The following is a 25903-nucleotide window of genomic DNA, read 5'->3' as shown; positions in this document are numbered from 1 at the left end:
CGCTATGGATGTACATGACGAGGTGCTCGACCTGATCGGTGCGTGGGCTCTGGACGCCTGTGACCCGGATGAGGCGGCGACGGTGGACGCGCATCTGATCGGCTGCGCCACCTGCGCCGCGGAGGCTCGCCGCCTGCGTTCGGCCGCGAGCTGGCTGGCCGCCGACCGGGTGGTCCCGGCGCCGCCGGCCCTGCGCCACCGCGTGCTCGCGACCGCCCACGCGGCCCGCCCGGCGGCGCTGATGCGCACGCTCGTCGGGGCGTACGCGGGGCAGGCCGCCATGCTCGACCGGCTGCTCGGCGCGGTGCGGGCCGACGACTGGGCCCGCCCCGACCCGCGCCACGAGACGGTCAGCGGCGTGGTCGCCCACCTCGCCGGCAACGACGCGATGCTCGCCGCCGACCTCGGCCTCCCCGTGGTGCCGCTGCCCGCCGGGCCGGCCCGCGAGGTGCACGCCGCCTGGCGGGCGCAGAGCCGGGTGCTCGTCGACGCGCTCACCGGCCGCGACGGCGGCCTCGACCAGCGGGTCCGGCTCGCCCACACCGGCCCGCCCCCGCTGCGGCCGCTGCGCGACGCGCTGGTGCAGCGGGCGTTCGAGACCTGGACCCACCTCGACGACATCGGCGCCGCGGTCGGCCGCGGCACCACCACGCCCCCGCCCGAGCAGGTGCGCCGGATCGTCGACCTCGCCGCCGCCCTCCTGCCCGGCGTGCTGGCCGACGGCTCGACCGGCACCGTCCGCCTCGTGCTGGAGGGCACCGGCGGTGGGGAGTGGACACTCCCCTGTGGACCGGGCGACGACACGACGATCTACGCGGACGCGGTCGAGTTCACCCGCCTGGTGGCCAACCGGCGCGGTGCCGACTCACTCCCCCACACCACCACCGGCAGCCCGGCCGTGTCGACGCGGGTCCTCCACGTCGCCGCGACGCTGGGATGTGACTGAGCGTGCCGCCGGACGAGAGCGACGCGCGGCTGCGGGAGCGGCTCGTCGGCGGCGACGGAGACGCGCTCGCCGAGGCGTACGACCGGTGGTCCGGTCTGATCCACACGCTCGCGTTGCGGATCACCGACGACGCGGCCGCCGCGGAAGACATCACGCAGGACGTCTTCGTGGGGCTGTGGCAGCGGCCGGAGGTGTACGACCCGGAGCGGGGCGCCCTGCGCACCTGGCTCTGCATGCTGGCCCGCAGCCGGGCGCTCGACTGGACCCGGCGGCGGGAGGCGCGGGCCCGCTACCACGCGGTGGCCGGCGCGTCGGAGGCGGCCGCCCCGGCGTTCGCCGACATCGACGAGGCGGTCATCTGGCACACCGAGACCAAGGTCGTACGCGAGGCCGTGCAGGCCCTGCCCGACCTGCAACGGCAGGCGGTGCAGCTGGCGTACTACCGGGGGCACACCTACCGGCAGGTGGCGCTGGAGCTCAACATCCCGGAGGGTACGGCCAAGTCGCGGCTGCGGCTCGCGCTCGCCAACATCGCCGACCGCCTGGCCGCCGAGGGCATCCTCGAGCGCTAGGCGTCCGTGATCAAAGCAATCACGGGTAGCATCGGCACGCGTGTCGATCGTCGAGCGGCTGCGGGCCGCGGGCTGCGTCTTCGCCGAAGACGAGGCGCGGCTGCTCACCGCCGCCGCGGCCGGCCCCGGCGACCTCGCCGCGCTGGTCGCCCGGCGGGTGGCCGGCGAGCCGCTGGAGCACCTGCTGGGCTGGGTGGAGTTCTGCGGGCTGCGGATCGCGCTCGACCCCGGCGTCTTCGTACCGCGCCGGCGCACCGCGCTGCTGGTCCGCGAGGCGGTGGCCCGGCTGGCCGGCCGCCCGGCCCCGCCCACCGTCGTCGACATGTGCTGTGGCTCGGGGGCCGTCGGCGCCGCGGTGGCCAGGGCCGCCGGGCCGGTCACCCTGCACGCCACCGATGTGGACCCCGCCGCGGTACGCTGCGCGCGCCGCAACCTCGCCCCGGCCGGCGGCACGGTGTACCAGGGCGACCTGGACGCCCCGCTCCCCGCGGCCCTGCGCGGCCGGGTCGACGTCCTGGTGGCGAACGTGCCCTACGTCCCGACCGCCGAGCTCGCCCGCATGCCGCCCGAGGCCCGCGACCACGAGCCGCGGATCGCGCTGGACGGCGGCGCGGACGGGCTGGACGTGCTGCGCCGCGTGGCGTCCGCCGCCCCGGTCTGGCTGGCGCCCGGCGGCCACCTGCTGATCGAGACCAGCGACCGCCAGGCCGCCGCGGCGGTGGCCGCCTTCGCCGCCGCCGGGCTCACCGCTCGGGTGGTCACCGACGACGACCTGGCCGCCACCGCCGTGGTCGGCACGCGCGAGCCAGTGATCGAAGCTCCCTTCAAGTCGTTAGAACGACTTGACGGGAGCTTCGATCACCATGACTTCGGAAGCGCCTAGCGCCGGCGAGGCAGCGGCACCTTCGCCCAGTCGGTGTCCGAGGCCAGGTAGAAGCCGGGGTACGAGGGCTGGTTGTAGGTGGTCTGCTGGCGGGCCACCTCCGCGCGGTACTGCGGGTCGTGCATCAGCGTGTAGAGCTTGTGGCTCGTCACCTCGGTGCTCAGGTAGACCCGGATCGCGGTGCTGTCGAGCGTGCGCACCAGCAGCTCCTCGCGCCAGTCGCCGAAGACGTCGGCGACCAGGCCGGGGTTGCCCTTGGTGCCGTTGTTGGAGGTCGTGCCGGTGGCGGTCAGCAGCCGCCCGCGCCGCCAGTCGTCGACGGTGACGTCCGCCGGCGCCTGGCCGTTCACGATCTGGGTAGTCAGGTCGGCCGCCCAGCGGATGCTCATGTTCGTGCCCGGGGTGGTGGGCGCGAGCAGCGTGCCGCCGGCGGAGAAGAGGCCGATGCCGAGGTCCTCCGCGTTCGGCGGCATGGCCGGCCAGGCCTCGATCCCGGGTACGGCCGGGTCGACGTCGCCGATCATCGCCCGCCCGGTGTCCCGGCCGGTGTAGTCGCCGAAGAGCACCTCGCCGGTGGCCGCGTCGCGCATCGCGTGGCCGTACGGGGCGAAGGTGGCGCCCTCGTGCGCGGTGTAGATCTCCAGCCCGGGGCGGGCCGGGTCGATGTCGGTGACGTGCATGGCGTCGCCGTGGCCGAGGCGCACGTTCTGCCCGGCGACCGCGCTCTCCGGCGGCCCCACCGCGAACGAGCTGTACAGCAGCGTGCCGTCGTGGTCGATGGTGGCCGACCCGTACACGATCTCCTGCTTGCCGTCACCGTCCACATCGGACGCGCTCAGCGAGTGGTCGCCTTGCGTGGTGAGCGTCTTGAACTCCGGGTCGGTGCCGTCCCGCCCGTGCGGGCTGTCGTTGAACGGGTTGGTCATCGGCACCCAGCCGCTGTCCACGTACCAGTGCTCGCGCAGGCGCCGCCCGTCCCAGTCGTACGCGACCAGGGTGGAGCGGGTGTAGTAGCCGCGGGCGAAGACCGCCGACGGGTGCCGGCCGTCCAGGTACGCTACGGCGGCGAGGAAGCGGTCGACCCGGTTGCCCGGCTCGATGCGGGACATCGCGTAGTCGCCCCACATGAGACCGTCGTCGTGCCGGCCCGGCTTGTAGTCGACCGTCTGCAGCTCGCGGCCGGTCGCGCCCTCGAAGACGGTCAGGTACTCCGGACCGTCCACGATGAACCCTTCGAAGCTGCGCAGCACGTTGCGGGCGCTGCGGGCCGGGGCGTACACGTCGATGAAGTAGTCGACGAGCGCCGTGGCGTCCACACGGGACAGCGGGTACGGGTACGCGGGCGGGATGCCGAAAGCGGCCTCCAGTGTGGACGGCCACCGCCCGGCGACCACCTCGGGGTGCTTGTCCCAGCCTTGGAAGACGCCGATCAGCCGCTCGCGGTAGTCGGCCGCGCTGAGCCGGTAGTCGTCGGCGTGCGAGTACCCGGCCCGCACGTCCCGCTTCGGCATCGTGACGTACCGGGTGGAGGCGACGGTGCCGTCGCGGTGGTAGCGGGTCACGCGGGTGCCGGGCGCGGTCTTGAACATCATCTCCGCGCGGCCGTCGCCGTCGAAGTCGTACACGAGGAACTGGGTGTAGTGCGCGCCGGCGCGGATGTTGACGCCGAGGTCGATGCGGTGCAGGAGGGTGCCGTCCGCCTCGTACGTGTCGATGTAGACCGGTCCGGTGTAGCCGACCTGGGAGACGTCCTTGGAGTTGGAGGGGTCCCACTTGACCACGTACTCGTACTGGCCGTCGCCGTCCACGTCGCCGACGCTGAGGTCGTTCGCCGAGTAGGTGTACGCCTCGCCGGCCGGGGTCACGCCGTCGGCGGGCTTGCGCAGCGGGATGTCGCGGGAGGCGCCGGCCCACGGCGTGACGGCGGCGCTGACCGCCACCTGCCGGCCGTGCGCGAGCGTGCCGACCCGGTACCGCGAGGTGGCGGTGCCGGCCGGGTCGAGGTAGTTGGTGCTGTCGGTGACGGTGGCGACCGGCACGCCGTCGCGGTACACGCGGAAGTCGGCGCCGGTCAGGCCGGTCGCGGAGTGGCCGGTGGCCTCCTGGGCGAGCAGCCGCCAGCTGAGGAAGACCCCGTCCGGCGTGGTGGCGGCGACCAGGCCGCGGTCGAGGCGTTCGAGCTGGATCGGGCCGCCGGGGCGGCCGTGGCCGGCGCCGGCGGTCGCCGGCGCCGCGCCGAGGGTCAGGAGAGCGATCGTGCAGGCGGACGCGAGAAGCGCGCGGGTACGGGTATTCATCAGCGCCTCCGTGGGTGGGCGGCTGAGCATCGATGGGGAACGGCGATGAAACGTTAAAAGCAGGTAGAAGGCTATGGATTCAGGAAAGCGCTTGTCAAGCCTCTGGCCTGCGTGGTGACATGCCGTTCCGGCGAGCCCGCCGGGCCACGTCAGCGCTGGTACGAACCGGGCGTCCAGCAGCGCGCGGCCACGCCGATCCGGTTCCACGCGTTGATCGTGACGATCGTGGCCAGCAACTGGGCCAGCTCGGCCTCGTCGAACGCCCTGGCCGCGTCCGCCCACACCCCGTCCGGTACGCCGGCGCGGGTGGGCACGGTGACCGCCTCGGTGAGGGCGAGGGCGGCCCGCTCCCGCTCGGTAAAGTACGGCACCTCGCGCCACGCCGGCAGGGCGTACAGCCGCTGCTCGGTCTCGCCCAGCGCGCGGGCGTCCTTGGTGTGCATGTCCACGCAGTACGCACAGCCGTTGATCTGGGAGGCGTGGGTGCGTACCAGCTCGCGCAGCGGCCGGTCGAGCGGGCCGTCGCCGGATGCGGTGTCGAGGCGCCCCATCGCCTTGGCGAACTCGGGGGCGAGCGTGTCGAAGTCCAGTCTCATGGCCCGAACACTATGGCGGTAAGCGCCCCGACCGCTGGGCCAATCGGCGGCCAACCGCGCTGGGCCAATGCCTCATCCGGCGGCGACCGCCCGTCGGCTCTCCCGGAGCTCAGCGAGCGCTGCCCGGAGGTGGTCGGGGGCGGGCGGCGTACCGCCGGCAAGTGCCGCCAACAGCGTCGCGCGCCGGGCCAGCTCGGTGAAGAACGACGCGGTCATGCCGGCCGTGGCGGCGACAACCTCCGCGACCAGCGGCTCGGTCAGGGGCAGCCCGCGCGCGTACAGGCGCAGCAGGGCGGCGCGGCCGGCCTCGTCGGGCAGCGGCAGCTCCACCGCCAGGTCGACCCGGCCGGGGCGCTGGGCGAGGGCGGCCTCCAGCAGGTCGGCGCGGTTGGTGGTGAGCAGGAACGCCACGTCCGCGTCGCCGGCCAGGCCGTCCATCTCGTTGAGCACCTGGAACAGCAGCGGGTTGTCCATACCGGGCCGGGTGTCGCGCGACTCGGCGACCAGGTCGACGTCCTCCAGCACGACCAGGGCGGGCTGCAGCAGCCGGGCCAGTCCGCAGGCGTGCTGGACGAACCGCTGCGCCATCCCGGGCAGCAGCACCACGGTGAACTCGGGCAGCCGCGCCATCAGGTATCGCACGGTGTGGGTCTTGCCGGTACCCGGCGGGCCGAACAGCAGCACGCCCCGCTTGAGCGCGTGGCCGGCGGCACGCAACCGGTCGCGGTGCCGGGCCATGCCGACGATCTGGCGGTCGACGGCGTCGAGCGCGCCCGGCGGCAGGACCACGTCGCCGGCGTCGAGGGCGGGCCGGGCGTGGAAGCGCAGCGGCCCCACTCCACCGTGGACCATGCCGAAGTCGTGGGGCTCGAACGAGACGACCTGGCCGCGGAAGACGTTGTGGATCACCATCAGCTGGCGCAGCTCGGCCAGCATGCCCTGGGCGCCCGCCGGATCGGCGCAGAGCACCTCCAGCTGCACGATCGGCCGGCCGTGCCGCGCGGAGCTGCCGCGCAGCAGGGCGGCGAGCCGCACCGGCCCGTCGCAGATCAGAAAGATGCCGAAGTTGACCACCCGCCGCTCGACCCCGACGCCGGCTGGCGCGGTGGCGTAGTCGACGCCGCCGGGCGCGAACGCGCCGTGCCGCGCGGCCAGCTCCACCATCTCGGCGAGGCTGTGCACGTCGCGCATCCCCTGCCCAGCGATGCCGACAACCTCGGCGGAACGCCCGTCACCGGCCAGGTACGCCTCGATCGCCACCTGTACGTTGGCGTGGTCGAAGGTCTGGTACGACTCGGCGACCACCGGCAGCCCCATCGGCTCCACGCCGAGGTGGTCGGTGAGCCGGGCGATCAGCTCGGACGGCCGGGCGGTGGCCCGATCCAGCGACAGCTGGAGGAACTCCTGGAACAGCCGGCCGAACTCGGCGATCTCGGCACCGTCCGGCATGGACCCACCTCCCTCGTCGGCCGCCGGTTTTTCGGGCGGTTATCCGTACCTTAAGTTTGTTTCTGGTTCCTGGAGGACCGCCGAGCCTGGTGAGCGGGCGCGAACGCGGACAGAACCGCCGAATCCATCCCCGACACCGGCCGCGCATCCTCAAAACCGGCTTAAACACGGGCTTTCGTGCGTTTGACAGGCGCCGGCGCGCCGGCAGTACGCTCCGCGCGCTCCCTGCTCTCCGTACCCTGGAGTCCCGCTCATGGCACCTGAGTCTTCCCCCCGGCGTGTGCGCGTGGCGCTGGCCGCGCTGACCGTCCTCGTCACCGCGCTCGCCGGCTGCGCGGGCCAACCCGGCGAACAGGTCGTCAACGAGCCGCAGGCCGCTGGCGACCCGGCGGTGGCCGCCACGGACGAGCGGTACAGCGAGTCGACTCCCGGCGCGGACCCGACCACGCCGGCCGCGGCCGCGAAGACCGGGAAGACCGGCGAGCCCGGAAGCAAGCCCAACAAGCCGGCCGAGACGGCCGAGCCCGACCCCGGCGGGGCGGACGAGCCCAACCAGCCGGCGACGACGAACCCGGCGCCCCGGCAGGAGCCGCCGCCGGCCGTGAAGCGCGGCACCACCCGGCCGCCGATCACCACCGGCCCGCCGCAGCCCGGCCGCGAAAACAGCGCGACCACCCGGCCACCGGTGACGACCGGACCGCCGCAGCCGCCGGCCACCACCGCGCCCCCGCCGGTGACGACCGGGCCGCCGCAACCCCCCGCGACCACCGCGCCGCCGCCGGCGACGACCGCGCCGCCCGGGTTGGACTTCGGTCCGGACGAGTGCTCCGAGGGGAACGGCCTGCCGCTGCACGACGGCTTCCAGAACGGCGGCCGCTGCGTCGACACGGAGATGGGCGAGGTCGCCGGCGCGGCCGACAACCCGTCGCTGCTGATCACCGAGGCGCCGGAGCGGGTCGGCGTCAACCAGCCCTTCACGATCCGGGTCAGCACCCGCAACCTGGTCCGCGACCGGTTCCTGCCGGCCGGGCAGGGCGGGTACTACGTGGACATGTCGATCCTGACCGCCCAGGGGCTGGTGCGCGGCCACTTCCACACCGCCTGCCGGGTGCTCACCAGCACCGAGGTGGCCCCGGAGCCCGCGCCCGCGCCGGCGTTCTTCGTGGCGACCGAGGACCGGCAGGGCGGCAGCGAGCCGGACGTCATCGAGATCCGGGTGCCGGGCCTGCCGCAGGCCGGTACGTTCCAGTGCTCCGCCTGGGCCGGCGACGCCTCGCACCGGATACCGATGATGCAGCGCGCCAACCAGATCCCGGCCCTGGACTCGGTGCGGGTCGAGGTCGGCTGAGCGGTCAGCCGGCTCCCGCCGCGACGGCCGCCTCCTCCATCGCGCGGGCGCAGGCGACCAGATCCTCACGGGACAGGTACCGGGTGTCCGCCTCGATGGTCAGCTGAAACGTGCCGGGCGCCTCCTCGACCGCGGCGAGCAGCCGCTCGCTCCCCCGCCGGGTCAGCGGCTGGCAGCTCAGCGCGGTCGCCGGCAGCGCGGCGCGCACCTCGGCGGCCCCGGGCGGGTCGGCGACCGGCCCGCCGTCCGGGTCGAGCCGGCGGTCGTTGAAGTAGCAGTGGACGTCGAGTTCCTCGCCCCGTTCGCGGCCGATCCGGTCGACCAGCTCGGCGAGCTGGACCGGGTCGTAGTAGGCGTTCTTGAAGGTGGCGACGACCCGCTGGCCGAGCCGGGCGAGGGCCTCGTCGAAGCTGACGCCGGCGACGTCCACCACGCAGAGGCCGTACTGGGTGACGACCGCGACCGAGTCGGCCAGCCCGCGCCGGAACCGGTTGTTGACGGCCACCCGGGCGACCGCCGGGTTGACGCCGGTGACCCGGGCCAGGGCCACGAGGAAGAGCGTGAGGATCACCTGGGCGCTGCCCGCCCGGGTCCGGCTCCGGATGGCCTGGATCGCCAGGTGGGTGGCGGGTGAGGCGAACTCGATCTTCCAGTGCCGCGGCCCGCCCCGGTCGGCGGGTGCGGGAAACCGCCGGGCCGGCATCTGCCGCAACGCGTGCGCCCAGTGCCGCAGCACTGCCTCGTTGTGCCGCTGGCCGGCCGGCGAGCGCTGCCAGCGGGCCTGTTCGAGGGGCTGCGCCGCGGTGACCGGCCTGGGCAGGACGCCGCCCGAGGCGGCCCGCTCGCGCAGGTCGGCGAGGACGGTGAGGGCGCCGAACGCGTCCCAGACGACGTGGCACACGGTCAGCACCCGGTAGGCGGGCACCCCGTCCCGCACGATCGCGGCCACGAAGATCGGCCACTCCCGGGCGAGGTCGAGGTCGTGCTCGGCGTACTCGACGACGACCCGCTCGGCGACCTCCGCCGGGTCCTCCTCCCCCGCCTCCACCACGTCGAGGGCGACCTCGCCGGCGGCGTACACCTCCTGCTGCGCCGCACCGTCCGCGGGAAACCGGATGCGGGTGCGCAGGACCTGGTACCGGCTCATCAGGAACCGCAGCCAGTCGGCGACGTCGTCCACGGCGGTGCCGGCCGGCAGCGGCGCCACATTGGACAGTGCCAGCCAGCACCCCTGGCGTCGCATGGCGCCGAGGATCTCCAGCTGGCCCCAGCTCAGCTCGGCGACGCCGGAACCCTCGCCCGCGAACCGCACCACCATCCGCCCCATGGCACCCAGACTCGACCCGGCCGGTCGAAGCCTGGCGGAGAACCGATCGACCACGGGCTCGGGGCGCGGCCGGCGTCCGCGCCCCGAGCGGGTCGGTGGCTACCGGGTGAAGGCCTGGAACTCCGACACCCGTACCTGGGCCGCGAACGGGCTGGCCGCCGCGCAGTCGGTCGCTGCCGCCGGGTCGGCGTCCTGCTCGCCGGCGTAGAGCGGGTTGCCGGTGCACTGGCTCGCCACCACCTCCAGGCGCAGGTGGGTGGCGGGCGTCGGGGTGAAGCGGAACTGCCGCAGGTTGAGCGAGGGCGCGGTCGGCCGGAAGGCACCGGACGGGAACGCGTCGCTCGGGCTGCGGTAGACCCGCCGCCAGCCGGCGTCCGTCGCGCAGTCGGCCTTCGTGGCGTCGCAGGCCCACACGGCGAACGAGCGGAGCGCGGAGAACCGGTTCTGGGTGTTGGGGTCGGCGTCGCCGGTGACCGGCGGGCGCAGCAGCGCGCTCACGTTCACCACGCTGACCTTCTGCGGCAGGTCACCGGCGAGGTCGACGGTGAGCGTACGGCCGGCCACGCCGTCCAGCGAGGCCCAGTTCGTACCCTCGGTGTCGTCGACCAGCCGGTCCACGTTGACGCCCGGGCCGCTGACCGTGGCGCCGCCGGCCGCCGAGGCCAGGTTGCGCGGCAGGTTGACCTTCAGCTCCTGGGCGCGGCCGGGCAGGAAGAGCGTGGTGAACTTGCGGTGCCCGTAACCGGGGCCGGCCGCCACCAGGTTGAACTGCTTGCCGCCGACGATCTCGAAGGTGTCCGGCAGGTCGGTCTCCGGGTCGGTGTCGGCGACCGGCGTGGCCCGCGCCTCGTAGTCGCCCACGTACAGCCGGATCGGCGCGCCCTCGGAGTCGCCGAGCGGCCGGAGCGTGACGGTGGCGTTCCGCGCGTACGGCGAGGCGAAGCTCGGCACCGGGTCGGCGTCGCTCGGGCCGCTGGTGGCGTCCCGACCCATGCCGGACGTGGCGAACGCGTCCCACATCAGCTCCTGGTTGGCGCCGCCGAAGCGGACCAGGTCGGCGGCGAGCATGTTGTCGCGCATGTCCAGCATGCTGAACTGGCTGCCCGCCTGGAGCAGGAACGAGTCGAACAGCAGCTGCGCCCATCGCCGGTTGCCCGGGCAGGAGGTGACCTCGACGAGCCCGTCGGCGCAGCGGGCCTGCAGCGACGGGGTGCCGTTGCCGTACCGGGCGAGGAGCGCGGCGCGCACCCGCACCTGGGTGGCGCTCCAGATCTCGCCGTCCGCGTGCACCTGCTGGCCGACCATGTCGTACGCCACGTCGGAGTAGTTGAGCGGGCTGCGGGTGGAGTCGTAGTTGCGGATGCCGTTGGCGGTGTTGCCGGTGACGTACGCGCCGGTGACGAACGGGCTGTCGCCCGGCGCCCGCAGGCCGTACTCGTACAGGTACTCGGCGGCGATCAGGTCGCTCCACGACTCGCCCATCGCGCCGCCCTGCGCCGAGCCGATGCCGGTGTCCGGGCCGGCGATCATGCGGTTGGTGATCGCGTGCGTGTACTCGTGGCCGATCACCGTCATGTCGTAGTCGCCGTCGACGCAGGGCGGGTACGCCCCGCCGGCCTGCGGCTGCCACAGGAACATGTTGGTCACCGGCGGGACGCCGTCGCGGCCGGTGCTCTGGTTGGCGTTGTTGCGGCTGCCGCCGAGCGCGTTCGACTGGGCCCGGCCGAGCTCCGGGTCGGCGCCGAGCCCCTCACCGGAGACGTTGACCACCTGCATGTTCCAGGCCGACTCGGTGAAGCCGAGGTTGAACGCGAAGTCGTGCATGCGGTTGTGCATCGCGAAGAGGTTGGCGATGGCCGCGTCCGCGTCGTTGCGCTGGGCCGAGGTGAACGACGCCGGGTTGCACCGGGACTGCCGCCACTGGTCGGTGAACGGGTAGACGTACTCGCGGTTTGGGCTCGCCGTCGCCGGTACGGCCGGGTTGCCGGCGCCGAGGCTGAGCGTGTTGTCGGCGGAGTTGCCGCGCGAGGTGAACGTGGGCAGGCCGGTGGCGACGTCGACGTCCCAGGCCTGGCCGGTGTTCGGGTCGCGGACCGCGCGCACGCACCGGCCGGACTGCTCCAGGCACCACAGCACCCGCGGGTCGCGGCCGGCGACGACGCCGCTTGGCGGCGTGGCCTGGAAGACCGCCCAGCGCGGGTTGTCGCTGTCGAAGTCGACGAGGTCCTCGCGGACCAGCACCTCGCCGCTGCGACCGTCCACATAGGTCGTGACCGCGACCGGGTCGGCGGCGCCGGACGCGGCGGTGAGCGTCACCGCGTACGCCGCGCGCGGCCCGCCGGCGGGGGTCGGCACCGCGACCCGCTTGACCGTGCTGGAGCCCTGCGCGGCGCCGAGCCCGGCGTCCGCGCGGGCGACCGCCACCGCCTCCGCCTCGCTCAGCGTGGCCGGCTCCGGCGCGCTCGTGTCGCGGGACAGCGAGGAGGTGACCCGCACGACCTTCCCGCCGGTGACCAGCACCGTGACCAGGCCGTCGTGGCCGGCGGGCAGGTCGCCGAAGCGCTGCCGGAGGGTCACCACCGTGCCGCTGCCCATCGGGCGGACCAGCAACGGCTCCAGCGCGGCGACGGCCGCCCCGTCCAGCCCGAACAGGTCGCGGTTGCCGGCCAGGTAGGCCCGGGCGGCCGCCTCGGCGCCGGCGGGCAGGCCGGTCGCCAACGGCTTCGCGCCGGTGCCGAGCGCGCTCGGGGTACCCAGGGCGTTGAACCGGACGTCGCCCAGCGCGCCGGCGCGGGCGCGCTGCGCGGCGGTCGGGGCGACGGCGCCGCCGCGGTTGTCGAGGTCCCGGGAAAGGTGCTTCTCTCCGGCCAGGCTCAGGTCGGGAGGCGCCGCGGGGGCCGCGGTCGCCGATCTGGAAAGGGCTGGCGGTCCGGCCAGGAACACGACGGCGGCGATCCATGCCGCGGCCACTTTGCGCACGACGGTCCCCCTTGTCGATGCAGGTGTTTGCATGTGTGGATACTCGTCCGCACCGGGCCTAGCAAGGGCATCTGCCCGCGCGCACCACCAGCGATGACCGTTGATCCAGGTCAGCGCGACGGCGTCCGCGGTGATATGGATCAAGAGGTATGGAACCGGCGAACCCTTTTCCCACGGTTCGTCCGCGCGCGACCACAACGTCCCACAGCATGATCAGGTCCCGGCCTTCGGACGATGTGTGGGAAAGGTCCCGATCCGCGCTCAGGCCTGTCGTTACGAGGTCACATGCGGTTAGGTGGGCAGGCAGAGGGGTATGAACCGGTCCTGGCCTACGGCGACCGGTATCGACGGCGATCGAGCCTCAGTGTGGAGGTGGCGGCCATGGCGAGCACGGATGCGCCCGTTGCGGTTGGAGTCAAGGACCTGATGACGGACATGGCCGCCGTGAGCGTGGCCGCGGCCGAGGCGGCGGCCACCGGACGGCCGTTACACGTCGTGCACGCGTTCATGTGGCCGCTGGAGCTGCCCCCGGGCGACGACGGCACCGAGCGCGAGCAGGCCGAGCGGATCGTCGCGGACGCCGCCGAGCGGGCCCGCGAGCGGCACCGCGGACTGGACGTGGCGCCCGAGGTCGTCGACGGCGACGTGATCGAGGTGCTGCTGCGCACCGCCGCCCACGCCTCGATGCTGGTCATCGGCAGCGACGACCCGGGCGGCCCGGCCGACCCGTCGGCTTCGGTCTCGTTCCAGGTGGCGGCGCGGGCGGCCGGACCGGTGCTCTGCGTCCGCGGCTCGGGCTCGGACGGCGGCCCGGTGGTGGTCGGCGTCGACGGCTCGCCGGACGCGGCGGTGGGGCTGGCGATCGCGGTCGAGGAGGCCCGGCGCCGGCAGGCCCCGCTGGTGGTGCTGCACGCCGAGGGCGCGGCCTGCGCGGAGACCCACGAGGCCGGCGACCTGAAGGTCGAGCACCGGCGCGCCGAGGGCCCGGCCGGCCAGGTGCTGGTCGCCGCCTCCCAGGACGCCCAGCTCGTGGTCGTCGGCGCGCAGGGCGACCGCCCGACGCCGCTCGGCCCGGTCACCCAGACGGTGCTGCGGCACGCCGACTGCCCGGTGCTGGTGGCCCGCAAGCGGCACGTGCCCGCCCAGGCCCGCATCGCCTCGTCGCTGCGCCGGCCCGCCTCCCGGCTCGGCCCGGCCCGCGCCTAGCCCTCGTCCATCGAGCTGTGATCGAAGCTCCCCTCGCGTCGTTCCAGCGACGTGGCGGGAGCTTCGATCACGGACCGTCACGCCGTGCGGCCGGCGTTCAGGACGTCGTCGAGGTCGAAGTTGACCGGCTCTTCGAGCTGCTCGTACGTGCACGAGCGCGGCTCGCGGTCGGGGCGCCAGCGGACGAACTGGGCGGTGTGCCGGAAGCGGACGCCCTCCATGTGGTCGTACCGCACCTCGACCACCCGCTCCGGCCGCAGCGGCGTGAACGACAGGTCCTTGCCCGCCGCCCACCGGCTCCCCTCCGAGTTGCGCGGCGTGCGGTGCCCTTCCATCTGCCGGGCCCAGTCCCACGGGTGGTCGTCGAACGTGGTGACCAGCGGCTGCATCTCCTCGAACAGCTCGGCGCGCCGGGCCATCGGGAACGCGCCGATCACCCCGACGCTGGCCAGCACGCCGTCCGCGTTGTACAGGCCGAGCAGCAGCGAGCCGATGCGGTCCGGCCCGCTCTTGTGCAACCGGTACCCGGCCACGACGCAGTCCGCGGTGCGCTCGTGCTTGACCTTGAACATGACCCGCTTGTCCGGCTCGTACAGCCCGTCGAGCGGCTTGGCGACCACCCCGTCGAGCCCGGCCCCCTCGAACTGGTGGAACCACCGCTCGGCCACCGCGCGGTCGGTGGTCACCGGCGTGATGTGCACGGGCGCCTTGGCCGGGGCGAGCGCCTCCTCCAGCGCGGCCCGCCGCTGCGCGAACGGGCGCTGGGTCCAGTCGGTGTCGCCGAGCGCCAGCAGGTCGAACGCGACGAAGCGGGCCGGCACCGTCTCGGACAGCAGCTTGACCCGGCTGGCCGCGGGGTGGATGCGCTGCTGGAGCAGCTCGAAGTCGAGGCGGTCGCCGGACTCGCCGATCAGGATGATCTCGCCGTCGACGACCGCCCGCTCCGGGAAGTTGGCCAGGACGGCCTCGACCACCTCCGGGAAGTACCGGGTCATCGGCTTCTCGTTGCGGCTGCCGACCTCCACCTCGGCCCCGTCCCGGAAGATGATCGAGCGGAAGCCGTCCCACTTCGGCTCGAAGCCCATCGCACCCTCGGGCAGGCCCTTCACGGCCTTGGCCAGCATCGGCGGGACCGGCGGCATGATCGGAAGTCGCATGCCCCCATTCTGGCTCGCCAGCGGCCTGATGGGGGCCCCGGCCCGTACCCTTGTTGCTGGTGGACCGACCGGGCACCCGGCACGTCGGGGCGCTGCTGGCGGCCGTCCTGACCTCGGGGGATCGGGCCGGTCCTACGGCCCGGCCGGCGCGGCGGGCGGCATGATGGGCGCATGCCCATCCGGATCCTGGTCGTGGACGACGAGCCGCAGATCCTCCGCGCGCTCCGCATCAACCTGCGCGCCCGGGAGTACGAGGTGGACACCGCCGCCGACGGGGCCGGCGCGCTGCACGCCGCCGCGAGCCGCCACCCCGACCTGGTCGTGCTCGACCTGGGCCTGCCCGACATGGAGGGGGTCGAGGTGATCCGCGGCCTGCGCGGCTGGAGCGAGGCGCCGATCATCGTGCTCTCCGGCCGGACCGGCAGCACCGACAAGGTGGCCGCGCTGGACGCCGGCGCCGACGACTACGTCACCAAGCCCTTCGGGGTGGACGAGCTGCTGGCCCGGATCCGGGCCGTGACCCGCCGGGCCACCGCGGGCGGCGGGCGGCAGCCGACCGTCCAGATCGGACAGTACACGGTGGACATCGCCGGCCGGGCGGTGACGGCCGCCGACGGCGGCACGGTCCGGCTCACCCCGACCGAGTGGCACCTGGTCGAGATCCTGGCCGCCAACCCGGGCAAGCTGGTCAGCCAGCGGCTGCTGCTGGAACGCGTCTGGGGGCCGACCTACACCCGCGAGACCAACTACCTGCGCCAGTACATGGCCCAGCTGCGCCGCAAGCTCGAGCCCGACCCGGCGCACCCCCGGCACCTGCTCACCGAACCCGGCATGGGCTATCGCCTCCTCCCCGGCCCCACATCCACCTGACCCCGCGGGCCGGCATTGCTAGCGGGGGCGCGGGCTGGGGCGGCGGGAGCGGAGCGACTCGCCGATCGTCGGCAGGCTGATCATCTGGGTGGGCGCGGAGAGCGCGGCCCGCAGCCGTTCCTCCCCGGTCGACGGGACCACCCCGGGCGGCGGCTCCTCGGCGTGCGGCTGCGCCTCCCGGACCAGCAGCTCCCGCCAGTGCGCGGAGGCCTCCTGCCCGGCGACCAGCTCCTCACCGCGCCGCTGCAGCTCCCGGTCGTCGGCCGCCCGCCGGCGCCGCCGGTTGCGCTCCGCCGCGTCGCGGGCCACCTGCCGCGCCATCGCCGCGCCCCGGGACAGCGCCGGCGGCACCGCGACCCGGCTGCGGCGCAGCCACTCCTCGCGCGCCGCCTCCTGCGCCGCGACCACCTTGCGCCGCTTGTCGGCGATCTGCCGGTTGACCGGGGGCAGCGGCCCGTCGTCGCCGTCGAGCCAGCCGCGCAGCCGCCGCTTCACGTACGCCTCGGTGGTCCTGGGGTCGGCCGCCGCGGTGGGTATCTCGCCCGGCTGGGTCTCGCCGGTCGGCAGGTGGTCCAGCGCGTACAGCACGTCGCGCGGCGTCCACCCCGCGTCGAACCAGAGCTGCAACAGCACCCGCAGCCGGTCACTGCCGGTGCGGCGCAGCGTCGGCGAGACGTAGCAGAGCCACTCGCAGGCCATCAGCTGCTCGGTGTACCCGTCCGGGACGTCGTGCATCGGCCACTGGGCCGGCGGGCGGCCGAGCGGGTGGCAGGCCCGGCACTTGTGGACCCCGCCGGCGTCGCGGACCATCCGGTCCCGCTTGTCGCACCGCCCGCACCAGGCGCGCCGCCGGTAGGGGTCGTCGTCGCGCCCGGCGAGCGGGTTGCACCGCTGGCAGCGCCGGCCGTCGGCGGTGAGCCGCGTGCGCCGGTGACACTGGCCGCACCACCGCCGGGCGTCCGCCACGGGCGCGGCGGCCGGGTGGCAGGCGGCGCAGGGCTGCCCCTCCGCGTCCGCACGCGAGTGTGGATCACACCCGCCGCACCACGGAGTAGTCACCCTAAGGTTCTACACCGCCCCACCCGCCGGACCCGGGCAGTGTCCGGTATCTACCCCTTCACCCGTGTCGCTCCGCGCTGACCTACGCCAGGGACGCGGGACCGGCGCGTACCTGACATACTCCTGCGGTGCTGTTGCGGACCGAACACCTCCACCTCGCCGCCGGCAACCTCGACGACGCGGTGCGGCGGCTGCACCCGTACGGGTCGGCGGGCGTCAACTACGAGGTCGGCTTCCTCGACGCCCACCTGCCCGAGATCCGGGACTGGCTGTCCGGCCTGGCCGAGGACGACGGCTGGGCGGACGGCTTCTACAACTCCTATGTGGAGTTCGCCCTCGCGCTCGCCCTCGCCCTGCCGGCGCCGTCCCCCGCCGACAACGCCGGTGTCGACCGGACCGCCGAGGGCTGGGAGGTGGCGCAGGGGCGGCCGGCGGTCTGGTTCGGCGACGCCCACTTCGACGACGACCTCACGCTCGACGGCCCGCTGGTCGTGCTCGGCGACCTCACCGTCGACGGGCTGCTGAGCGACGGCGACGTGGACCGCAGCTTCCTCGCGGTCACCGGCGACCTGCGCGCCCGGGCGATCCACAGTGGAGCGTTCAACCTGGTGCTCGGCCGGGTCGAGTCCGACGTGGTGGTCTGCTTCAACAGCGACGGCGGCCTCGGCGCGGGCGGCGACATCGTCGCGGACCTGTTCGTGCAGGGCCAGCACTCGTACGACCTCGGCGGCGACCTGCGCGCCCGGGTGGCGGTGCTGGACTGGCTGCCGGACGGCACCATCCTGGAGCACGGCCGCACGACGGACGAGCGGGTCGCGCCGTGGCTGCCCGCCGACTACGCCACCCTCGACGAGGGGGAGGTCGAGGTGGACACCTGGCGCCTGCTCACCGAGGCCGGCGCGGGCCGCTCCCCGGTGCTCACCAACCCGCGCCGCGCCGCTCGCTGAGCCGGCGTCGCTCACGCACGCCGCACAGGACAAAGATCCAGAACAGCGGCTACGCGCGGCGCAGGGCCCGGGTCAGGCCGGCCGCGATCGTCGTGGCCAGCAGCCAGCCGGCGGCGATCAGCGGGTACGCGAGCCACTGCTGGGCGCCGGCGGGCTGGTAGGCCCGCTCCTGGCCCAGGTCGACGATGGGCAGCAGCAGGTCGAGCGTGTAGATCACCGGCTGGAAGCTGGGCGCCCCGTCGGCGGCGGCCGCGGGCTGGAACTGGGTGTGCAGCACCGCGCCGGCGACCAGGAGTGCGAGCAGCCAGGACGCCGCGCGCAGCGGGCGGTAGCCGTAGCCGACCGTGACGTCCTGGAGCAGGCCCCAGGCCCGGGCGTACCAGGCGCCGACCGCGCTCTGCCGCCGCTGCTTGGCCAGCAGCACGGTACGGGACTGGGCGCCGTCGCCGAGCGCCTGGAAGACGGTGGCCAGCTGCTCGTACGGCTGGGGGCGGAAGCCGTCCGGCCCCCGGGCCAGCCAGGGCAGCCGGGCACCGGCCTCGCCGGGTGGCTCGAGCACGTCGTACCGGAGCCCGTCGAGGTCCAGTGTGGACGGCCAGGTGCGCGGGTCGTCGCGGAGGATGCCGACCGTCGCGTACCGCAGGTCGACCCCGCCCTCCGGCGCCACCGCCCAGCGCAGCGCCAGCTCGGGCGTCTCGACCCGCCAGCAGGAGACGGCCTTCCCGCCCGGCGCGCGTACGGTGGCGCCGTCGAAGCAGATCCGGCTGCCCACCTTGGCTCCGGCGAGGCGGATCCGCCCCTCGGCGGTGAAGCCGTCGCAGAGCTGGAGCAGCGCGCCGACGGTCAGGCCGTGCGCGGTGAGCGCGGCGCCGCCCGGGTTGCGCAGGTGGGCGCCTTCGAGGTGGAGGGGGCCGGTGACGGTGGCGTCGAGCAGCGTGGTCTCGCCGTCGACGGTGAGGCCGCGGCGGCCGTCGAGCATCCCCTCGACCGTGGCGAAGTCGGCGCAGAACGCGACCTGCCCGGGATGGCGCAGGGACGCCCCGTCGAGCCGCAGCGTGCGGACGATCCGGGCGCTGACCACCCGCACCTGCCCCTCGGCCACGAACCCGTCGTGCAGGTAGAGGCCGCCTTCGAGGGTGGCCCGGCTGGCCCGGACCGCGACGCCGCCCGGGTTGCGCAGGGCCGAGCGGCTGAACGACAGCGCGGCCGCGATCCGGGCGTGGCGGAGCGTCACCTCGCCGCGGATCTCGGCCCAGCGGCAGTAGAAGGCGGCCTCGACGGCGAGGTTGTCGGCGTCGACCGCGCACTCGCCCGGGGCGGCGGTGATCCGTACCCGGTCGAGGTCGGCGGTGCCGCCCAGCCGGGCGTTGGTGAGGGCGAGGCCGCCGGTCAGCTCCGCGCCGGTCAGCACCAGGTCGCCGCCGATGGTGGCGCGGCGGGCGTACAGGGCCCACGCCTCCCCGCCGCCGCCGAGCACCGCGCCGGCCAGGAGCAGGCCGCCGGAGATCTGCGCGCCGGGCAGCCGTACGCCGTCGCCGACCGCGCAGCGGCTCAGCTGCAGGTGGCCGTCGACCCGCAGGTTGGAGCCGCGGAAGCCGGGCATGCGGGAGCCGGCGAAGCTGGTGTGCGACATCCGCGCCCAGTACAGGTCGGGCACCTCGTCGAAGTCGCACTCTTCGAGCAGTAGCGGGTGCCCCACCTCGGCGAACGCCAGCCGCAGCGGCCCGGTGACCCGACCGCCGCGCAGGTGGACGGCGGCCGCTCCGGGCGCCTCCTCGCGGAGCAGGGCGGCGATGACCTCGGCCCGCACCGGGGCACCGCCGGCATCGACCGCGGTGCCCGTGGCGAAGCCGTCCCAGAGGGCCTTTTCGACGTCGGTGAGATCCGGGGGTGGCGGCACGCCCTACATTCTGCGGCCTGCCGCCCGCCGCGTCCGCATAGAGTGCGGGGGTGGCGGTGCTCCTCTCGGTCAACCTCGGCGTTCCCCGTTCCAGCCCGGCGACCCGGATCGGGGTCACCGGCATCGACAAGCGCCCGGCCGGCGGTCCGGTCGAGGTGCGCGCCCCCGGTCCCAAGGGTTCCGGGCTGGGCAGCGGGCTCGTCGGCGACCGCATCCTCGACGGCGGCCACCACGGCGGCGACCTCCAGGCGGTGTACGCGTACGCCCGGGAGGACCTCGACGCCTGGGGCGTCGAGCTGGGCCGGGAGCTGCCCGGCGGGGTCTTCGGGGAAAACCTCACCACGAGCGGCCTCGACGTCACCGGTGCCCGGATCGGCGAGCGCTGGCGGGTGGGCGCCGACGTGGTGCTGGAGGTGACGGTGCCGCGGACGCCGTGCAAGACGTTCGCCCACTGGATGGCGGAGCGGGGCTGGATCGGGCGGTTCACCGAGCGGGCCGCGCCCGGGGCCTATCTGCGGGTCGTCGCGCCGGGCCGGATCCGGGCCGGCGATCCGATCGAGGTGGTCGAGCGGCCGGACCACGACGTGACGATCGGGTTGACGTTTCGGGCGCTGGGCCGGGAGCCGGAGCTGCTGCCCCGGCTGCTCGCCGCCGGGACGCTGCCGGAGGAGATCCGGGCCAAGGTGCGGCGCCGGCTGGCCGGGGCGGGCTGAGGCCCCGGGTCAGGCGGCCAGCGCGTGCGTCCCATTGCCGGCCGAGGCGAGCGTGAGCGCCCACCGCATCCGCAGCGCGGCGGCCTCGGGGTGCTCGCCGTACTCGGCGGCCATGACGGCGGCGCAGCCGGCCGTGCCGCCCCGCGCGACGAGGCTCGTGTGGATGGCCCGGGCCACCTGCGCGGCGGTGGGCCGGTCGGAGGGCTGGAGGTCACTGGCGAACAGGGCCTCGGCCCGCATGTGCTCGGTCATCGCGCTCACCACCCGTTGACGTTTTCCGTGATACGCGATCCAGGGTCCCCCGGTTCACCGCCGGCGCGCATCCGGAGCTTCCCCAGAACGGCACCCTGGCTCACCCCCGGGGTTCCCCCTGACCCCCGGTCCGGCGCGGGTCGATGACACGACCGTCACGAGCCGGAAACACGCTCTGTGACGGTCAACACCTTTGGCGCTCGACGGCAATGATTCTGTCGGACGCGATCTTTACGTTCTCGGAGGTTCACACGCTTTCGCAGTAGACACCGCTGCCTCGACCTTTCGAAAGGTATCGACATGTCTCAGCAGACCGCCACGGGGGCGGACACCACGGCCGGCGGGCCAGCGGTCGATCCGAGGCGCTGGCTGGCGCTCGTGGTCATCGCCATCGCGCAGCTGATGGTGGTGCTCGACGGCACCATCGTCAACATCGCGATGCCATCGGCACAGGCGGACCTCGGCATCTCCGACGCCAACCGGCAGTGGATCGTCACGGCGTACACGCTGGCGTTCGGCGGCCTCCTGCTGCTCGGCGGCCGGATCGCCGACTACGTGGGACGGCGCCGGATCTTCCTGATCGGCCTGATCGGCTTCGCCGTCGCCTCCGGGCTCGGCGGCATCGCCAACAACGCGGGCACCCTCTTCGCCGCCCGCGCCCTGCAGGGCGTCTTCGGCGCGCTGCTCGCACCGGCCGCGCTCTCCCTGATCACGGTCACCTTCACCGACGTGCGGGACCGCGCGAAGGCGTTCGGCGTCTTCGGCGCGATCTCCGGCGTGGGCGCCACGATCGGCCTGATCCTCGGCGGTGTGCTCACCGAGTACACCACCTGGCGGTGGTGCCTGCTGGTGAACATCCCGATCGCGCTCGCCGCGTTCGCCCTGGCGGTGCCGATCGTGCGGGAGAGCAAGGCGCACGGCAACACCCGGTACGACATCCCCGGCACCATCATGGCCACCGGCGGGCTCGTCGCGCTCGTGTACGCGTTCACCAAGGCGGCCGAGGACAGCTGGACCTCCCCGGTCACGCTGGCGTTCTTCGCGGTCGCGGCGGTACTGCTGGTGGGCTTCGTGCTGTTCGAGTCGCGGACCACCCACCCGCTGCTCCCGCTCCGCGTGGTGCTGCACCGCAACCGCGGCGGCTCATTCGCGGTCTCGGTGCTCCTGGGTGCCGGCATGATGGGCATGTTCCTGTTCATGACGTACTACTTCCAGGGCACGCTGGAGTACTCCCCGCTGCGCAGCGGCATCGCCTACCTACCGTTCTCGCTGGCCCTGATCGTCACCGCGATGGTGGCGAGCTCGGTCCTGCCGAGGGTCGGCCCGCGGGCGATGATGACGACCGGCGGCGTGCTCGCCACGGCCGGCATGGTCTGGCTGACCCAGCTGCGGATCGACTCGTCGTACCTGACGCTGATGCTCCCCGCCCTGGTCATCATGGCGATCGGCATGGCGCTGGTCTTCGTGCCGCTGGGCAACACCTCGCTGACCGGCGTGGACAACCACGACGCCGGCGTGGCCAGCGCGATGGTCAACACCACCCAGCAGATCGGCGGTTCGCTCGGCGTGGCGCTGCTCAACACGGTCTTCACGACCGCGGTGACCGGCTACGTCACCGACCACGGCCCGGCCTCCGCGCCGCTCGGGGCGGTGCACGGGTACAACGTGGCGTTCACGGTGAGCGCGGTGCTGCTGGCGGCGTCGACACTGCTGACGTTCCTGCTGATCCGCAACACCCGGCAGACCACCACGGCCGACGGCGAGAGCGCCGACGCGCCGACGCTGGCCCCGGTGCACGTGGGCTGACGCACCATGGAAGCGGGTGGGCGGGTCCGGGCGGCCCGCCCACTCCCCTATCCGGAGGCGGCGTGCGCGCGCAGTTCGGGGTTGGGCTCGGGCTCCGGGCGGCCCCGGTCGGCGCGCCACTCGGCGCCCGCGATGAACAGGGCCACCGCCACGGCGGCCGCCGCCGCGCAGACGGCGACCATCACCGCGACGGAGTTGCGGTGGGTGGCGGCCAGCACCACGTAGTACAGGCCGGGCAGCAGCGCCGTGCCGACGGCGGCACCCACCCGCTGTCCGGTCTGGAGCGCACCACCGGCCACGCCGGCCATCCGCACCGGTACGTTGCGCAGGGTCAGCGTGATGTTCGGCGAGATCACCAGGCCGCTGCCCACACCGCCGATGAGCAGCGCCGGAGCCACCGCCCAGGCGGGCGCGTAGCGGAGGATGGCCGCGGTCGCCACCAGCCCCACGACGACCGTGAGCAGCCCGAGGACGGTCAGCCGGCGGCCGAGCCGGTCCACCAGCCGCCCGGCCACCACGGCGGCCACCGCGGAGCCCACCGAGAACGGCGTCACCGCCAGCCCCGAACGCAACGGTGACCAGCCCAGCCCCTGCTGGAAGTAGAGGGCCAGCACCAGCCAGATGCCGCTGAAGCCGACGAAGTACACGGTGCCGAGCGCGATGCCGCCGGCGTACCCGGGGGTCTCGGTGAGCAGGCGGGGGTCGAGCAGGGGCTGCCGACCGCGGCGTACCGCCCGGGCCTCCCACCACGCGAAGGCGCCGAGCAGTGCCGCGCCGCCCGGAAAGAGCCACCAGAGCGTGCGCAGGCCACCGTCCTCGGCCTGTACCAGCGGGAGCATCGCGGCGAGCACCCCGCCGCCGAGCAGCAGTACGCCGAGCGGGTCGAGCTGGCCGCGCGCCTCCCGCGGCGAGCGCGGCGAACGGGGCAGCAGGCGGGCGGCGAGGACCAGCGCGGCCACGCCGATCGGTACGTTGACGTAGAAGATCCAGCGCCAGCTCGCGAACGCCAGGATCAGGCCGCCGACCACCGGTCCGACCGCCGTCGAGATGCCGATCGTGGCGCCGAAGAAGCCGAACGCCCGGCCCCGCTCCGCGCCGCGAAACAGCTGCTGGATCAGCGCGGAGTTCTGCGGGGCGAGGCTGCCCGAGGCGATGCCCTGGGCCAGCCGCGCGATCACCAGCGCCTGGATCGACGGCGCGGCGCCGGCGGCGGCGCTGAACAGGACGAACGCGGCGAGCGCGAACAGGAACATCCGCCGCCGCCCCACCGCGTCCCCCAACCGCCCCGCGGCGACGAGGGTGAGGCCGAAGGTGAGGGCGTACCCGGAGACGACCCACTGCACCGACGCGGGTGCGGCGCCCAGCTCGCGCTGCATCGACGGGAGCGCCACCGCCACGATGCTGACGTCGAGCAGGGTCATGAACCCGGCGACCAGCGTCACCCAGAGGGCCCGCCAGCGGTGCGGCAGCGGCTGGGTCAAGCGGCCCTCCCTCGCGACGGCGCCACCCCGGCCGCGGGCGGCCCGGGGCGAAAGGCGGCGATCATCCCATGGCTACCACAGATCGGCCCGGCCATGCCGGCGCGGCCGCGTGGTTGTGCACCGCGGAGGGTGACGTGGCGGGAACGCACCCCAAGAAAACGCTCCGCTGCGCTCCACGTTTCCCCGGGGGCCCCGCGCAACGGTCCGGACCACCGCGGACGCCGCGGTAGCTCGAATTTTTCTCGTAGGCTTGGCCGATCTCTTTAGTAGGCTTCGCCGACCGCTTCCTCGGGGGTGCGCTGGGCCTGCTGGGCGCGGCGGTTCCAGCGGTGCCAGACCACGCGCTCGCCGTGGCCGGCGGCCATGACGTGCCCGAACGCCAGGAAGACCAGCGCGCCGGCGCCGAGGACGGCGGTGGCCACCCAGTAGGGCAGGGCGAGCGAGTGCTCGGCCAGCTTGCCGGCGATGATCGGCGCCGGCGCGGCCGCACCCCAGCGGACCAGGTTGAACGCGCCGGTCGCCACCCGCCGGTCGCCGCCGCCTAGGGCGAGCGCGAGGTCGGTGAGGTTGGCGTTGGCCAAGCCCATGAAGAGGCCGGACGCCACCAGCACCACGATCGACTCGGCCAGCCCGGCGGAGGTGGCCAGCAGCACCAGGCACAGCAGCAGCCCGGCGACCGCCACGCCGACCGTCTGCACCGCGCCGATCCGCTGCGCCAGCCGGTGGCCGACGACCAGGATGCCGGCGGCCAGCCCCAGACCCCACCCGGTGAACGCCAGCCCGAGCGGGATCACGTCGATGCCGAGGAACAGCGGCGTGTAGCCGAGGATGACGAAGAAGACGAAGTTGTACGCGGCGGTGACCGCGCAGAGCGCCACGAACGCGGGACGGCGGTAGGCGCGGCCGATCTCGGCGACCCGCACCGGTGGCTGCCGGGTCGCGGGCTCGCGCAGGGCGCCGGCGGCGACGGCGAGCGCCACCAGCATGAACATCCCGCAGACGAAGAACGGCAGCCGCCAGCTCACCTCGCCCAGCAGCCCGCCGAGCAGCGGCCCGACGGCGAACCCGAGGCCGAGCGCGGTCTCGAAGAGGCCGACGACCCACTCCCGGTCGTTGGCGAGGGCGACCAGCACGACCATCGCGGTGGCGAAGAAGAGCGCGTTGCCCAGGCCCCAGACGCCGCGCAGGACGGAGAGCTGCGTGATGTTTTGGCTGAAGGAGGCGAGGATCGCCGCCACACCCACCACGCCGACGCCGGCGACGAGCACCCGCTTGTACCCGAACCGCCCGGTCGCCAGGACCGCCGGGATCATGCCGATGGCCATGACCGCGATGTAGGCCGTGAAGAGCAGCTCCACCTGCCACGCGGTGACGCCGATCGCCTCGCCGATCGCCGGCAGGATCGGGTCGACCACGGCGATGCCCGCGATCGCGAGGAACGCCACCAGCGTGGTGGCGTAGATGGCCCTGCGGTTGGGTTCGTCGCGCCGCGCCACGCGCGCCTCCTCCGAACTGGCTGTACTACAGACAACTAGCTGTATATTACAGGTATCTCCAGGTATCCTACCGCCATGGCCGCAGCCGAGTCCCCGCTGGAACGGATCGAGACGCAGATCGCACTCCTGATGCGCCTCGGCGAGACCACCCGCCGGGCCACCCCGGTGGCGGCGCACCGGGCGCTGGACCGCGCGGCGTACGTGATCCTGCGCCACCTGGCGGGCGCCGGCCCGCAGAACGTCTCGGCCCTCGCCGACCGGCTCGGCCTGGACGGTTCGACGGTCACCCGGCAGGTGTCGGCCATGCAGCGCGACGGGCTCGTCGTGCGCGAGGCCGACCCCCGCGACGGCCGCGGCACGGTGATCACCCCGACCGGGTCCGGGCTGCGGCGGATGGCCGCGGTGCGGGCGGCCCGCAAGGACCTGTACGGCCGGATCCTGGCCGACTGGTCCGAGGCCGACCGCGAGCAGCTCGCCGACCTGATGGACCGCCTCATCGACGCGCTGGAAGCCCACCGCCGCACCGGCTAGCCCCTGTCTTCCGGCCCTCGCCGGTCCCCGCAGGCCTCGGGCCTCGCCCGGTCCCGCGTCCGTCGGGCCTCGCCCACGCCGCGCGCCG

General features: G+C 74.2%; 21 protein-coding genes. 10 read left to right on the top strand and 11 right to left on the bottom strand.

Features of this window, described 5'->3' with window-relative positions:
- Positions 1–4: 4 nt before the first annotated feature.
- Genes RB614_RS17780 through RB614_RS17770 form a run of 3 tightly spaced genes read left to right on the top strand, consistent with a single transcriptional unit; the run spans position 5 to position 2401 of the window.
- Positions 5–946: a maleylpyruvate isomerase family mycothiol-dependent enzyme gene (locus tag RB614_RS17780; RefSeq protein WP_308713638.1), complete on the top strand. Its 942-nt coding sequence runs from the start codon at positions 5–7 to the stop codon at positions 944–946.
- 2 nt (positions 947–948) lie between these two features.
- Positions 949–1518 (top strand): sigma-70 family RNA polymerase sigma factor, encoded by a 570-nt coding sequence (locus RB614_RS17775; protein ID WP_308713637.1) that lies wholly within the window; start codon positions 949–951, stop codon positions 1516–1518.
- 40 nt (positions 1519–1558) lie between these two features.
- Complete coding sequence (locus RB614_RS17770) at positions 1559–2401, top strand: putative protein N(5)-glutamine methyltransferase (protein WP_308713636.1); 843 nt, start codon at positions 1559–1561, stop codon at positions 2399–2401.
- On the opposite strand, the gene RB614_RS17765 is transcribed toward RB614_RS17770, so the two are convergent.
- The 3 genes from RB614_RS17765 to RB614_RS17755 all read right to left on the bottom strand — a co-directional run bounded on the left by RB614_RS17765 (position 2398) and on the right by RB614_RS17755 (position 6743).
- A complete protein-coding gene (locus RB614_RS17765) occupies positions 2398–4698 on the bottom strand; it encodes a rhamnogalacturonan lyase (protein ID WP_308713635.1) in 2301 nt (766 codons plus the stop codon). The genes RB614_RS17770 and RB614_RS17765 overlap by 4 nt on opposite strands.
- A 149-nt stretch (positions 4699–4847) precedes the next feature.
- A complete protein-coding gene (locus RB614_RS17760; RefSeq protein WP_308713634.1) occupies positions 4848–5294 on the bottom strand; it encodes a carboxymuconolactone decarboxylase family protein in 447 nt (148 codons plus the stop codon).
- 72 nt (positions 5295–5366) lie between these two features.
- A complete protein-coding gene (locus RB614_RS17755) occupies positions 5367–6743 on the bottom strand; it encodes an ATP-binding protein (RefSeq protein WP_308713633.1) in 1377 nt (458 codons plus the stop codon).
- Between the two features lie 253 nt (positions 6744–6996).
- Between RB614_RS17755 and RB614_RS17750 the strand changes: the two genes are divergently transcribed.
- Positions 6997–8091 carry a Pecanex-like protein 1 gene (locus tag RB614_RS17750; RefSeq protein WP_308713632.1) on the top strand — a complete coding sequence of 365 codons (1095 nt, stop codon included), beginning with the start codon at positions 6997–6999 and terminating at the stop codon, positions 8089–8091.
- Between the two features lie 4 nt (positions 8092–8095).
- On the opposite strand, the gene RB614_RS17745 is transcribed toward RB614_RS17750, so the two are convergent.
- Together RB614_RS17745 and RB614_RS17740 are read right to left on the bottom strand one after the other, a co-directional pair.
- Entirely contained in the window at positions 8096–9409 is a 1314-nt protein-coding gene (locus RB614_RS17745) for a condensation domain-containing protein (protein ID WP_308713631.1), read from the bottom strand.
- A 108-nt stretch (positions 9410–9517) separates the two neighbouring features.
- Positions 9518–12397 (bottom strand): M36 family metallopeptidase, encoded by a 2880-nt coding sequence (locus RB614_RS17740; RefSeq protein WP_308713630.1) that lies wholly within the window; start codon positions 12395–12397, stop codon positions 9518–9520.
- Positions 12398–12778: 381 nt separating this feature from the next.
- On the opposite strand from RB614_RS17740, the gene RB614_RS17735 reads away from it, so the two are divergent.
- Entirely contained in the window at positions 12779–13603 is an 825-nt protein-coding gene (locus RB614_RS17735) for a universal stress protein (protein WP_308713629.1), read from the top strand.
- Positions 13604–13680: 77 nt separating this feature from the next.
- Here RB614_RS17735 and RB614_RS17730 read toward each other — a convergent pair whose 3' ends face one another.
- Complete coding sequence (locus RB614_RS17730; protein WP_308713628.1) at positions 13681–14760, bottom strand: ATP-dependent DNA ligase; 1080 nt, start codon at positions 14758–14760, stop codon at positions 13681–13683.
- A gap of 171 nt (positions 14761–14931) precedes the next feature.
- Between RB614_RS17730 and RB614_RS17725 the strand changes: the two genes are divergently transcribed.
- Positions 14932–15630, top strand: a complete 699-nt coding sequence (locus RB614_RS17725; protein ID WP_308713627.1) for a response regulator — start codon at positions 14932–14934, stop codon at positions 15628–15630.
- An 18-nt stretch (positions 15631–15648) separates the two neighbouring features.
- Here RB614_RS17725 and RB614_RS17720 read toward each other — a convergent pair whose 3' ends face one another.
- Positions 15649–16689, bottom strand: coding sequence for a hypothetical protein (locus RB614_RS17720; RefSeq protein ID WP_308713626.1), 1041 nt, complete (start codon positions 16687–16689; stop codon positions 15649–15651).
- 128 nt (positions 16690–16817) lie between these two features.
- Here RB614_RS17720 and RB614_RS17715 point away from each other — a divergent pair, with 128 nt between their 5' ends.
- Positions 16818–17636: a hypothetical protein gene (locus RB614_RS17715; protein WP_308713625.1), complete on the top strand. Its 819-nt coding sequence runs from the start codon at positions 16818–16820 to the stop codon at positions 17634–17636.
- A gap of 49 nt (positions 17637–17685) precedes the next feature.
- Here RB614_RS17715 and RB614_RS17710 read toward each other — a convergent pair whose 3' ends face one another.
- Positions 17686–19536 carry a hypothetical protein gene (locus RB614_RS17710; protein WP_308713624.1) on the bottom strand — a complete coding sequence of 617 codons (1851 nt, stop codon included), beginning with the start codon at positions 19534–19536 and terminating at the stop codon, positions 17686–17688.
- Between the two features lie 50 nt (positions 19537–19586).
- Between RB614_RS17710 and RB614_RS17705 the strand changes: the two genes are divergently transcribed.
- Positions 19587–20249, top strand: a complete 663-nt coding sequence (locus tag RB614_RS17705) for an MOSC domain-containing protein (protein WP_308713623.1) — start codon at positions 19587–19589, stop codon at positions 20247–20249.
- Between the two features lie 9 nt (positions 20250–20258).
- Here the strand turns inward: RB614_RS17705 and RB614_RS17700 are convergent, their stop codons facing one another.
- Positions 20259–20501 carry a hypothetical protein gene (locus RB614_RS17700; protein WP_308713622.1) on the bottom strand — a complete coding sequence of 81 codons (243 nt, stop codon included), beginning with the start codon at positions 20499–20501 and terminating at the stop codon, positions 20259–20261.
- A gap of 300 nt (positions 20502–20801) precedes the next feature.
- Here RB614_RS17700 and RB614_RS17695 point away from each other — a divergent pair, with 300 nt between their 5' ends.
- On the top strand, positions 20802–22307 hold the full coding sequence (locus tag RB614_RS17695; protein WP_308713621.1) for an MFS transporter: 1506 nt from the start codon (positions 20802–20804) through the stop codon (positions 22305–22307).
- 47 nt (positions 22308–22354) lie between these two features.
- On the opposite strand, the gene RB614_RS17690 is transcribed toward RB614_RS17695, so the two are convergent.
- On the bottom strand, positions 22355–23788 hold the full coding sequence (locus tag RB614_RS17690; RefSeq protein ID WP_308713620.1) for an MFS transporter: 1434 nt from the start codon (positions 23786–23788) through the stop codon (positions 22355–22357).
- A gap of 263 nt (positions 23789–24051) precedes the next feature.
- Positions 24052–25284 carry an MFS transporter gene (locus RB614_RS17685; protein ID WP_308713619.1) on the bottom strand — a complete coding sequence of 411 codons (1233 nt, stop codon included), beginning with the start codon at positions 25282–25284 and terminating at the stop codon, positions 24052–24054.
- A gap of 75 nt (positions 25285–25359) precedes the next feature.
- Between RB614_RS17685 and RB614_RS17680 the strand changes: the two genes are divergently transcribed.
- Positions 25360–25815 carry a MarR family winged helix-turn-helix transcriptional regulator gene (locus tag RB614_RS17680; protein WP_308713618.1) on the top strand — a complete coding sequence of 152 codons (456 nt, stop codon included), beginning with the start codon at positions 25360–25362 and terminating at the stop codon, positions 25813–25815.
- Positions 25816–25903: the final 88 nt, after the last annotated feature.

The sequence above is a fragment of the Phytohabitans maris genome (assembly GCF_031085175.1).
GTDB classification, from domain to species: Bacteria; Actinomycetota; Actinomycetes; order Mycobacteriales; family Micromonosporaceae; genus Phytohabitans; species Phytohabitans maris.
This window is presented reverse-complemented; position numbering and strand designations above follow the sequence as displayed.